This is a genomic window from Sphingobacterium haloxyli, assembly GCF_002980525.1.
Taxonomy (GTDB): domain Bacteria; phylum Bacteroidota; class Bacteroidia; order Sphingobacteriales; family Sphingobacteriaceae; genus Sphingobacterium; species Sphingobacterium haloxyli.
Window position 1 is genome coordinate 17918 of sequence record NZ_PVBQ01000026.1, and the last position, 12533, is coordinate 30450.

Below are 12533 nucleotides of genomic sequence, written 5' to 3' on the forward strand. Positions count from 1 at the left end.
ATTTATACATAACAATATGAAACGGGTAATTTTAACGGTAATCATCATTGCTGCAATTTTAGCAGGGATCGTGTTTATTTTGAATCAGAACAAAGCCAAGAACGAAGCAGATACGGCTACGGTGGCTATTCAGAACGCAGCAGTCACCGTTCGTGCCGATACAGTAGATTTTAGAGATGTGACCGCACAATATATAACTAACGGTGTATTTGCTCCTAAACAAGAGGTGATGCTATCGGCCGAAGCTTCAGGAAAAGTAACACGCGTGCTGGTAGAGGAGGGAGCATATGTAAGGGCAGGACAGACGTTGGCTATTATTGACGGCGATAAGTTAAATGTTAACGTGACAAATGCGCAGGCAACATACAATAATGCGGAAGCAGAAGTTGCTCGTTTTGAAAGCGCATTTTCCACTGGTGGAGTTACAAAGCAGCAGCTTGATCAAGTGAAACTTCAATTGGAAAACGCGAAGAATAACTTAAAAACGGCACAGCTTTCGGCTTCGGATGTAAATATCACTGCGTCCTTCGCGGGTGTCATTAACAAAAGAAATATTGAACCCGGTTCGTATGTAAGCCCTGGACAGGAGCTATTTGAGGTGGTCAATGTCTCCACGTTAAAGTTGAAAATAAACGTAGATGAAAAAAATATTGGCCAGGCGAAGTTAGGGCAAAGCGTTAAAGTAGAATCACCTGTATTGCCAAATCAAACATTTACAGGGACCGTAACTTTTGTAGCGCCTAAAGCCGACGGCAGTTTGAATTTTCCTGTTGAGTTAGAAATTAAAAACAATGCAAATAACGATTTGAAAGCTGGTATGTACGGTACTGCATATTTCGGCAGCGAACAAGCGGTCAATGCCTTGGTGGTGCCTCGTAATGCTTTTGTAGGTAGCGTGAGCTCCAATCAAATTTTCGCCATCGAAGATGGAAAGGCCGTATTGAAAAATGTGGTTTCGGGAAGAAGTTTTGGCGATTACGTTGAAGTTGTTTCTGGTTTGGAAAAAGGTACGGTAGTCGTGACTTCTGGCCAAATTAATCTTCTGGACGGAACGCCAGTAGAAATTATTAAATAAGAAGTAGCGTAGAAAAATTTATTTCAATGAAAATTTCTGAAATATCAATAAAAAGGCCAAGTATAATTATAGTATTATTTATTATACTTACGCTTGGCGGAATATTCTCTTATAGTCAAATGGGGTACGAACTCGTACCGAAATTTGAGGTTAATGTCATCACTGTGCAGACCATATATCCGGGTGCTGCCCCCTCCGAGGTGGAAACTTCCGTAACGAAGGTCGTAGAGGACGCGGTGGCTTCATTGGAGAATGTCAAAAAGATCGAGTCGAAATCTATGGAGTCTGTTTCCGTTGTCATGATTCAACTCAATACGGGAGCAGATGTTAATTTTCTGCTCACGGACGCACAGCGTAAAATAAATGCTGTCATCAACGAATTCCCCGATGATGTGGAAACGCCTGCTTTATCCAAGTTTTCTTTGGATGACGTGCCTATCATCAATTTATCGGTGACTTCGAATTTGTCTGAAAAGGATCTCTATGATTTACTGGATCAAAAAATACAACCCGTTTTTGCCCGTATTAACGGAGTAGCGAAAGTGGACATGATTGGCGGGGAAGAGCGAGAAATCCAAGTTAGTATAGATCCAAACAAATTGGAAGGTTATGGCCTTTCCGTTTCGCAGGTACAACAGGCGATTGCCTCGGCTAATCTCGATTTTCCAACAGGTAACGTGAGAACGCGGGACAATCAGACGACTTTACGTTTGGCGGGCAAATTTACCAGTATCGACGAGCTACGCGACTTACCAATCACTACCCCTAGCGGTGCAGCTGTTCGTTTGCGAGATATTGCGGATGTGCAAGATGGTATTAAGGATATCGAAAAGATATCACGTATCGACCGCCAAAACACAATCTTGATGCAAGTGTTTAAACAGTCGGATGCGAATGCAGTGGCTGTTTCCGAACTGGTGAAAGCAGAGATCGACGTGGTTAAAGCGGATTATCAATCGGAGGGAGTGGATATTGTAATTGCGAATGATACGACCGATTACACATTGACCGCTGCAAATAACGTTATTCATGATTTGATGATTGCAATTGCATTGGTAGCGTTTATTATGTTATTCTTCCTACATAGTTTACGTGACGCGTTCATCGCTGTAGTGGCTATCCCCTTGTCCTTGATAGCTACATTTATCTTTCTGAATATGCTAGGGTATACGCTCAACCTAATGTCGCTACTAGGACTTTCGCTAGTGGTCGGAATCTTGGTCGACGATGCGATTGTGGTCATCGAAAATATCCATCGTCACATGGAGATGGGTAAAAACAAGGTTCGGGCGGCATATGACGGCGCCAAAGAAATTGGGTTTACGGTATCAGCAATTACCCTGGTTATCGTAGTTGTGTTTTTGCCTATAGCCATGTCCTCCGGTTTGGTCTCCGATATTTTGCGTCAATTTTGCGTAACGGTTATGGTGTCTACCTTGCTGTCGCTCCTTGTATCGTTTACTATTGTGCCGTGGTTATATTCTCGTATGGGAAAATTATCTCATATTAATAAGAAATCGTTTTTTGGTGGTATACTCCATGGTTTCGAGCGGGGCTTGACTGGACTAACAAATTGGATTTCGGGTATATTGAAATGGTCGCTGAAACGCCGGCTGAATAAGGTTGTTGTATTGCTCGTTTCCGTCGGTTTGCTTTTTGCTTCATTTGCACTTGTCGGTATGGGCTATATTGGTTCAGACTTTTTTCCGGGAAACGATAAAGGCGAGTTCTATCTGCAAATGGAACTGAATAAAGATGCTTCCATAGAGCAGACGAACTTCTTGGTTCAGAAAGCTGAAAATTATTTGGCTCATAAACCAGAAATTGAACGGATGATTACGACCGTCGGGCAGGCCTCTGACGGTATGATGAATGTTGGTGGAACAAAATATAAGGCGGAGATTCATATTATCTTAGAAAACGGGTATAATAAGACAGAATCTACCAAGGTTTATTCCGCGAAATTAAAACGTGAGATGGAAAACGTGCTGGTAGGTGCAAAACTGAAAACCGTTAATATGGGTATTATGGGCGCAGAACAAGCACCATTAATGATGACCGTCATCGGTGCTTCCCCAGAAGACGCGCTAGAGAGCGCGCGTACCTTCTCGGATATTCTTCGCAAGGTACCTGGCGCCTCAGAAATCGAATTGACATCAGAAGATGGTAATCCGGAAATTAGTGTACAGGTAGACAGGGATAAGATGAACCGATTGGGATTAAATGTCGCTACCGTGGGTATGACGATGCAAACGGCTTTCTCGGGAAATACTGATACAAAGTATCGCGCAGGTGATACTGAATATGACATCAATATCCGTTTCGATGAGTTTGGACGTGGGGATATTGACGACGTAAGAAACTTAAAGTTCGTGAATGAAGAGGGCCAGACAATTAAATTAGAGCAATTCGCGGATGTGTCATTTGCTTCCGGCCCAAGTTTATTGGAACGTCGGGATAAGTCGCCATCAGTGTCCGTACAGGCGCAGGTAGTCGGTCGCCCCGTGGGTACTGTAGCAAGCGAGTGGGAGACGGAAATTCTGAACCAGATTGACAACAATAATATCACGTTAAAACCAGGCGTATCTTACATGTGGGGTGGCAATATGGAGAACCAAGAGGAAGGCTTTGGTACTTTGGGTGTTGCGTTGATAGCAGCTATCCTTTTAGTATACCTCGTTATGGTAGCTCTTTACGATAGCTTTATGACACCTTTTGTCGTATTGTTCTCTATTCCGTTGTCTTTCATCGGTGCATTATTAGCTCTAGCGATCGCAAACCAAACGTTGAATATCTTTACAATTTTGGGTATCATTATGCTAATTGGTTTGGTAGCAAAGAATGCTATCCTCTTGGTGGATTTCGCTAATCACAGGAAAGATGCTGGTGCTAATACATACGATGCGCTGATCGCTGCTAACCAAGCGCGTTTTCGTCCCATCTTGATGACTACCATAGCGATGGTGGTGGGTATGACTCCAATTGCATTAGCAACGGGTGATGGTGCAGACATGAACAGAGGGCTCGCGATTGTTATTATCGGTGGACTCCTATCCTCACTGTTCTTGACCTTGGTCGTTGTGCCGGTAGTATATTCGATTTTTGATAGTATTAGTAGAAGGTTCGGCAAAAAAGAGAAAGAAAATTATGCTGAATTGATGGTGGCCGACTACGTAGAAAATGAAGATTACGTGGATGAGATGGAGGTCAAATATTAGTTTTTGAAACTATAATGCAGATTGAAAAAGGTCAACGTTACTTTAACGTTGACCTTTTTTGTTAGCACGATTTTTGTATGAATTTCTATAGCTTATAAACCGTACCTTAAAACTATACTATGGCTATTAAAAATTGTAGATTCAAAAAAAGGAGGCTATATGAATATTGTACAGAAAATTAGTCGCTGGGGCGATTCGCATCATCCGCGCTGGTTGGACATATTAAGAATCGTCGTCGGGCTTGTTATTTTTGCTAAAGGGATAAGCTTCGTAAACGATCGCGATGCTGTTGCAGATCTTATTCGACAAACGAACTTCCAACTCTCTATCTGGTCGGCGGTTCACTACGTGGTATTCGCTCACCTTGTGGGTGGACTGTTTATTGTTTTCGGTTTCCAAACACGACTTGCTGTTATTTTCCAAATACCCATACTCTTCGGGGCAGTATTTTTTGTGAATATTACAAACGGTTTTAATTTTCTGAATTCCGAATTTTGGATTTCTTTGTCGATTCTAATCCTGTTGTTAGTTTTTCTAGTTGTAGGTTCGGGGAAGTATTCTTTAGACCATATAATGGATAAGCCAGGATATAAAAGATCCATTTAAGACGGAGACGTGGCTACGGCTACGTCTCCGATCACTTTATCTCTTTTTATAGACCGATAACTGCTTTTGCAGAAACTTACGCGTATGATGGATACGGGTTTTAACAGTACCTTCGGGAAGACCAAAATGGTCCGAAAGTTCGCGATATTTATAGCCTTCCATATACTGCACAAAGAGCTCGTAATGATCTGGTGGTAGCTTTTTTAACGCATCCCGGATGTCCTTCATTACAAACTTTCCTTCTACTGTGTTGGTTGTAAACGGTTCGGAGCAGCCCTCGTCCCTATATCCGGCACTCCGGAAGTGTTCATATTCCGTGTGTCGCTGGTTGCGCCTATAGTGATTAATATATACATTTTTCATAATAACATATAGCCACGAAACTAGCTTCGGGTTATTAAAGAAATTGTCAATGTATTTAATGGACCTCACCAAAGTTTCTTGAACAAGTTCATTAATCTCCTCTGGATCTTTAGTAAACTTGAAGGCTATATTCTTTAGAATACTTTGGTTTTCTAATAGCGCTAGATTTAATTTTTTGCTTTCCATAGTTTTGATGTTTTATCTAGTTTACATTTTCGCTTGTGTCTGAAATAGGAAACAAAAACAATGCAAACAAACATAGAAAGGGCCTAACACTGGGGGTCTGATTATTGAATACGATAAAAATACGTATGGGCAGGTGGTTTTACATAGGACACCAAATCATGGTGAAAAGTTCATCTTAACACATTTTCTTTAAAAACTGACATTTTCTCTAACAGATCAAAAACAGGTGTTTTACCATTTAATAGGTATAAAAATCACAAGATAAACGGAAAAGGTATATAAAATATCAATTAACAGGTATTTTACGTAATAACCTGACTGTTATTTGCTTATGTATTTTTATTTTATTCATTTCGGACTTACTTATCCGCCCTGGTGTGTATAGGACTATGTATCTATTTTAGTACTATGACATTTAGGCTGTCTATTTATTTTTATATATGGATGAAAACAAAATGTTCGGAACTTTTGTTATATTGTGAGCAATACTGCCCACTATCCGTACACATGAGTCAATACGAAAACTTTTTTTTAAAAACGTTAAGGGAATCTAGGATTGCAACTGCTATCTACGACACTGCGGATATACGGATTGCGTTCGTTAGTGCTGGTATGTTTGAGATCTGGGGTCGCGGCAAAGAAATCATTGGGCGGAATTTGGGAGAGGTTTTCCCAGAGTTTACAGAGCAGGGTTTCACGGACATACTGAAAAATGTGTGGCAAACAGGGCATACATACGAAGCTAAAGAATATCCGGTAAACATTACCATCGATGGGATTACAGAACTTAAATACTTTGATTTTATATATCAAGCTGTCGTTGACGAGGAAGGAGAAACTTACGCCATAGTGCATACAGCAACGGATGTATCAGTGCGCCGTCGTGCTTTAGAAAAGGTGCGGGAACAGGATGCAATCCTTGCTTTCAATAACGAATTAGAGATGCTAACCCGAACCTTATCACATGATTTAAAGAATCCTTTATCTATTGCAAAAATGGGGACACAATATTTGCAGACGAAAGAGGTGGTTAGTGACACTGAAAAATATAAATGGACGACGATAATTTTAGATGCTCTCGCTAATATCGAGCATATAATTGGACACAATATACAGCTGAACCAAACGCGCTTGTTAAAATACGACAATGCGTGTATTTCTTTAGAAAAGACAATTCGGAAGATTTGCCTAGAAAGTCAAACGCTATATAGCAGCAACGCCTGCGTCTTCAATATTAATCAATTGGAACCGTTGTATGGCGATGAAAGCGTATTCTACCAAATATTCTTTAATATCATCGGCAACGCGGTAAAATATTCCTCTAAACGAGAGAAACCAATCGTGGAGATTAGTAGTTCAAAAAAAGACGGTTATGTTGTGTACAGAATACAGGATAATGGAATTGGTATTCCGAAGAAGGAATTAGATTTTATTTTTCGCCAATTTAACCGGGCGTCGAACACAAAAGGTTTCCCGGGAACAGGCATAGGATTGTGCGTAGTTAAGAAGATCATGAGCCGTCTTAAAGGCAAGATTGTACTTTCAAGCGCTGTGGACAAGGGAACTACTGTCGAATTGTTTTTTCCCGAGTTTGCTGACTGTCGGGGGGTGATGTGAGCTTCTTGACAATGTGAAAAGTCCCACATCTTGCGATGCGGGACTTTTTTATGCGTACAAAATTACCAGATCTTAATACGCTTCTCTTTTAGTTTATACATTTTATCACCCTCTTTTGTGCCGAATGCCTCGTGAAATGCATCTAGATTTACAATTGGAGCAAACGCGCGATATTGTGCCGGAGAGTGTGGGTCGGTTTTCACTTGATTTACGACAAACTCATCAGTTGTTTTTGTTCGCCAAATAGTAGCCCAAGATAAAAAGAATCGCTGTTCTGGCGTAAAACCATCGATCGAGCCGGGGTTGCCCTTGTCTTTCAAATACTTTTTTAGAGCGTCGAATGCGACTGACGCCCCACCGAGATCACCAATGTTTTCACCCAATGTAAAGCGTCCGTTGACAAAAACACCTGGCACGGGCTCGTATGCTTCAAACTGCGCTACAAGTGCATCTGCTGCGGCATCAAATTTTTCTTTGTCTTCTGGTGTCCACCAGTTGTTTAGATTTCCATCGCCATCGTATTGCGAACCAGAGTCATCGAATCCGTGCGACAATTCGTGCCCAATGACAGCACCGATACCGCCGAAGTTTACCGCGGCGTCAGCACGATAATCGTAGAATGGCGGCTGGAGGATAGCAGCAGGGAAGACAATCTCGTTAAACAATGGGCTGTAATATGCATTCACTGTTTGTGGTGTCATACCCCATTCCGTTTTATCCACGGGCTTACCTTGTTTCGCAAGGTTATCCTCGAAAGCCCAACGGTTGAGTGCATGAACATTTTCAAAGAGGGAAGTGCCTACCTCTAACTTGGAATAATCTTTCCATTTGTCCGGATAACCGATTTTGACGTTAAATTTTGCCAATTTTTCCAGAGCTTTCTCTTTGGTTACAGAGGACATCCAATCTAAATCGTTGATATGTAATTCAAAAGACTTTATGAGGTATTGTACGAGCTCTTCACAAGCCGCTTTTGCTTCTGGTGGGAAATTTTCTTTTACATATAGTTTACCTAGTAGTTCGCCTGCAGATCCATTTACAAAATCTAGCCCACGCTTCTCCATGTCGCGTTGCTCTTTTTGCCCTTTTAGTTGGCGTCCATAAAAGTCGAACGCTAATTCGTCGAGCTCGCTAGACAGATAGCCGGTCGCGTTGTTCACGACGTTGAACTTGAGATATTCCTTGATTTGCGGTAGCTTTTCCTGCGCTACGATTTTGTCTAAATTCTTGTAATACGCAATTTCGCTAATGATGACCGTATCCGCTTTAAAACCTAAGTCTGCAATATATTTAGCGATGTCAATATTCTTAACCATCTTGCTCAAATCCGCTACTGCGACCGGATTATACCTTTTTTGTGCATCGCGTGACTCCTCAATGGTCTTGAGATAAGAAGCGATTTCCTTTTCAAATGCAACGATTTTTGGCCCTTTGAGATCTTTGGTGCGTTGATCTATTTTGTTATAGACCGCAGATGCAAACGTTGTATACTGTGCTAAGGTTTCCGTATTTTTTTCGTCCACTTTCTGGTAATACGAGCGACCAAGGCCTAAATTTCCACCACCGAGATAAACGGCGTTAACGTCGCTGTTTTTCATGTGTGCATATACATACCCGCCGAAGAATGGATTTCCACCTTCCGGCCCCACGTCCACAAGGTAATCGTAAAGATCGTCCATGTTCTCGATCGCATCGATTTTTTCAAGATAGGGCCTGATTGGCTCGATGCCCAATTGATTGCGATTTTCTATATCTATGTAAGATTTATAGAGATCTCCAATCTTTTGCCCGTCGGTGCCTTTTTCAAAGGTCTCGCTAAGCGATCCTTTCAAAATCTTCAATACCGCCTCATCAGTGTTTTCCCGCAGTTCATCAAAAGAACCCCAACGTGCCCTGTCGGCGGGAATTTCCGCTGTTTTCATCCAGTTCCCATTGACATAATGGTAGAAATCATCCTGCGGACGCACAGTTGTATCCATGTGCGACATATTGATCGCTTGGTGTCGTTCCTGTGTACCGCTACATCCAGCTGCCATCGCCACAACGGTGGCTAATCCGAAAAATGTTTTGATCATAAGCTTTTCTTTATCTAGAAACTTTCCTTTCGTGAAAAGCGGACAGGATTTAAATCTATCCGTATTTTATCAATCTGGGAAGTTTCGTATTTTGTTATTTAGTTTTGTATGCAAACATAATAAATCTTAAGAACATAAAAAGTAACGATTCCATGCGATGAATTGGATTTTTCCGTATATTGCTCTCATGATATGGGTGGTGGATGCTCAAGAAATTAACGTTGTCGTCAGTGCAAAAGGAGAGGTAGAAGTACTACAATGGAACGAACACAAAAAGGTAGTACAAGTACCGGTAACGATGTGTAATACTGAGGCTATATGGACCATACGTAACCTTTTAAAAACGAAACCTCCAAATATATCGCTAAATATAGTAGAACGACTGGAAGTCTTTGACAAATACTGGCCAATTAAGGTATTTATTGATAAAAAGCCCGCATACATAAAAGACGGCATCATCCATTGTTATATCAGGGGGAGCCAGATGTCGTCTAATGAGGAAACAAAAATAAAGGACGAGCTGTTACGATTGCTCGTGTTACGTGAAGTGGGGAAATGGGAAGAAACATTGGGATTCCTTGTCCCACATATCACGTTTAGGAGGAATAAAAATAAACCCTATATAGTGCAGCGAGGGAAAGAGGGGATCTGTTTCGATAAAAAGCTATATGATATGTCATTAGAGACGATCACTTATTGTCTGTTTAATGCGGTAGCTGATTATACTGCTTTGGAAGACCGCTTTAGGACAAAATTAATAAGCCAACACTTTCCCACCTGGAGGGCTTTCGAAAAAAATATTTCATATGTATATGCAACCTACTATAATCATTGAGCTACCGATCCATAAAACCTTATTTTATGAATGCCAGGAGCGGCCTCCTCTTTTATTGGAGATATTCACAGCACAGCAAATAGCACGGATCAAAGAATTTGTATTTGACAATTTGGAGGATAAAGACGGGGCTCCCGAAGTAGACGGCTTGGCTGTTTCCGTTCTTACGTATAGCGAAGAGGAAAGGGGCGGATATTTCCGTTTAGCTTTTTATATTAATCGTAGATTTTGTTGTTCTGATGTTGAAAGTTCTAGACAAGACTATATCGATTTTCATTTTAGCTATATAAATGAAATACTCAAGGCATCTGCGATTTACTTCAATTGGAACTTGATGTAAAATGAGGGCCACCATTGTTAATGCCGAAATTAACAGTACTAAACAAAAAAGCTCCAATCTCTTGATTGAAGCTTTGCGGAAAGGGAGGGATTGGTTCAGCCCCGCAAGGCCCCCACACAACCCTGAACCTCCTTCGGATCGAACCCCCCGGATTCTCATCCCTCCACTAGCAGAGATTACAGACGGTACGAAAACAAAAAAGCTCCAATCTTTTGATTGAAGCTCTGCGGAAAGGGAGGGATTCGAACCCTCGATACAGTCATCCCGTATACAGACTTTCCAGGTCTGCTCATTCGACCACTCTGACACCTTTCCAAACGCGACTGCAAATATACAATATTTCTAGTCTAAAACTAATTTTTTATAGAATTTAGATAGTTGTAGTCTGCTCCTTCCTCGATACTAGCATTTCTAAAAATTTATTATACGGATGAAGATGCTCCTGACATACAGTTGTCATAATCCGACATAATTTTGCATTAGAAATGAACATTTAAAAAACATTATTTATTGATTTAAGCATTTAATATCATGAAAACTACAGCAATTTTAACGAAGGACGAGTTTTTGAAACATTGGTTGGGTCATCGCGATCTGACACGTCGTACACTCGATAAGTTCCCTGAAAAAGAACTTTTTGAGTTTTCAATTGGTGGAATGCGACCATTTTCAGACTTAATTAAGGAGTTATTGTCTATTTCAGAGCCCGGTTTACGAGGTATCGTCGAAAGGAATGACCAACCGTATGACCACAAATTGGCATTAACGACTAAAGAAGAACTCCTAGCAAAATGGGATGCCGACACACCTAAAATTATCGAACTGTTCAACCAGATTCCGGAAGAAGATTTTCATCTTACGCATAACTTATTTGGAGAGTATAACTTTCCAATATACAGCAACCTGCTATATTTTGTGGACAATGAAGTTCATCATCGCGCTCAGGGTTTTGTCTATCTTCGAGCGTTAGGTATAGAGCCACCTTTCTTTTGGGATAGATACTAACAAATCTTGAGTGTTCAGCGTCTATGGAATAGTTTAAACGAATGCCTCTTCGTTACATCAATAGCGTTGAGGCATTTTTTTAATTCTCCGCCGGCAAAAAATAAGTAATTATACGTGGATGTTCGAAAGTAATTCTCTAACGCGGTCCTTTAATTCGTCTGGCTCTAAAATCTTAGCTTCATCAGCAAACATGAGATACCACCGGGCAAACTCGTGCTCCATATTTTTACACTCGAAAGTCATGATTACACCGCTGTCGGTTATTTCCTCCGATAAGAAACCATAGTAGGAACGTTCCCATTCCATATAACGCGCGTATTGTAAAGGAACGCAGATGCGTATAGTTGTGGTCGGCCCGGAGTCTTCTTTTACCAAGTAATACGCTAATGGTTTGTGTTTTTTAGTAAATGGAGTAGATGTTAATTGAATTTTCTGGATGCGATCGATGCGGAATTGACGATAATCTGATCGTACATGGCAATACGCCATAAAATACCAATAGTTTCCCTGATGAAAGACGCCGACGGGCTCAATTTTCCGATGGATCGGTGTGACAGATGAGCTGCTTTGATACTCCATATTGACCACAATGTGTTGCGCGATACCTTCAAACAATATTGATAGCGCCGAGGGAACATTTTCGTTAAATCGATGGGAAAGCGATCCCATTAACATGTTTTCTTCCAGCAAGTTGACATTGAGCTTGTCACTATAACGAAGATAGGCTTTTATCTTATTTAGTGCCGAACTAAAATATCGGAACAAATCAGGATCCACAAATTTTTGCATGAGCTTTTCAGCGGCTGCGAGTGTTAAAATTTCTTCCCTGGAAAATTTCGTAGGAGGCAACCGGTAGCCCTCAACCAGCCCATAGCCTGTACCTGCTTCACCGTAAATGGGGATACCCGCTTGTTCCAAAGCTTTTATGTCACGATAAATTGTCCGTTGACTAACCTCAAACTGCTCGGCGAGGTCCTGTGCTTTTACGATAGGTTTTGCTTGAAGCTGGAAGTAGATGGCAATGATCCGGTTAAAACGCTTGGTAATATCCATGCAGTAAAATTAAGCATAAAAACGGCAAAAATGATGAGGCTGTCTCAAAAGTAATTTTTGAGCAGCCTTTTTTTATTTTCTACTATTCTCCACATTATTTCTATTTTTTGTTGATATTTTATTCATCTATCCTGTTGTATATCAGCGTTCTGATCCCTAT

At 41.0% G+C, this 12533-nt stretch carries 10 protein-coding genes and 1 tRNA gene; 7 read left to right on the top strand and 4 right to left on the bottom strand.

Annotated features, from left to right (window positions below; translation table 11 throughout):
* Positions 1-16 precede the first annotated feature (16 nt).
* From C5745_RS19240 to C5745_RS19250, 3 genes are all read left to right on the top strand, one after another.
* Positions 17-1075, top strand: a complete 1059-nt coding sequence (locus C5745_RS19240) for an efflux RND transporter periplasmic adaptor subunit (protein WP_105718641.1) — start codon at positions 17-19, stop codon at positions 1073-1075.
* Between the two features lie 26 nt (positions 1076-1101).
* Positions 1102-4293 (top strand): efflux RND transporter permease subunit, encoded by a 3192-nt coding sequence (locus C5745_RS19245; protein WP_105718642.1) that lies wholly within the window; start codon positions 1102-1104, stop codon positions 4291-4293.
* A gap of 159 nt (positions 4294-4452) precedes the next feature.
* Positions 4453-4899, top strand: coding sequence for a DoxX family protein (locus C5745_RS19250; protein ID WP_105718643.1), 447 nt, complete (start codon positions 4453-4455; stop codon positions 4897-4899).
* A gap of 36 nt (positions 4900-4935) precedes the next feature.
* Here the strand turns inward: C5745_RS19250 and C5745_RS19255 are convergent, their stop codons facing one another.
* On the bottom strand, positions 4936-5448 hold the full coding sequence (locus C5745_RS19255; RefSeq protein ID WP_105718644.1) for an RNA polymerase sigma factor: 513 nt from the start codon (positions 5446-5448) through the stop codon (positions 4936-4938).
* Between the two features lie 507 nt (positions 5449-5955).
* Here C5745_RS19255 and C5745_RS19260 point away from each other — a divergent pair.
* Complete coding sequence (locus tag C5745_RS19260) at positions 5956-7065, top strand: PAS domain-containing sensor histidine kinase (protein WP_165793150.1); 1110 nt, start codon at positions 5956-5958, stop codon at positions 7063-7065.
* 62 nt (positions 7066-7127) lie between these two features.
* Here C5745_RS19260 and C5745_RS19265 read toward each other — a convergent pair whose 3' ends face one another.
* A complete protein-coding gene (locus tag C5745_RS19265) occupies positions 7128-9140 on the bottom strand; it encodes a M13 family metallopeptidase (RefSeq protein ID WP_105718646.1) in 2013 nt (670 codons plus the stop codon).
* Positions 9141-9297: 157 nt separating this feature from the next.
* Between C5745_RS19265 and C5745_RS19270 the strand changes: the two genes are divergently transcribed.
* Together C5745_RS19270 and C5745_RS19275 are read left to right on the top strand one after the other, a co-directional pair.
* Positions 9298-9975, top strand: coding sequence for a hypothetical protein (locus C5745_RS19270; protein WP_133166402.1), 678 nt, complete (start codon positions 9298-9300; stop codon positions 9973-9975).
* On the top strand, positions 9953-10315 hold the full coding sequence (locus C5745_RS19275; protein WP_133166403.1) for a hypothetical protein: 363 nt from the start codon (positions 9953-9955) through the stop codon (positions 10313-10315). The genes C5745_RS19270 and C5745_RS19275 overlap by 23 nt, the downstream gene beginning before the upstream one ends.
* Before the next feature lie 227 nt (positions 10316-10542).
* Here C5745_RS19275 and C5745_RS20345 read toward each other — a convergent pair.
* Positions 10543-10630 (bottom strand) — tRNA-Ser (locus C5745_RS20345).
* 216 nt (positions 10631-10846) lie between these two features.
* On the opposite strand from C5745_RS20345, the gene C5745_RS19285 reads away from it, so the two are divergent.
* A complete protein-coding gene (locus tag C5745_RS19285) occupies positions 10847-11320 on the top strand; it encodes a DinB family protein (protein WP_105718650.1) in 474 nt (157 codons plus the stop codon).
* 108 nt (positions 11321-11428) lie between these two features.
* Here C5745_RS19285 and C5745_RS19290 read toward each other — a convergent pair whose 3' ends face one another.
* Positions 11429-12373, bottom strand: a complete 945-nt coding sequence (locus C5745_RS19290; RefSeq protein WP_105718651.1) for a helix-turn-helix transcriptional regulator — start codon at positions 12371-12373, stop codon at positions 11429-11431.
* Positions 12374-12533 lie beyond the last annotated feature (160 nt).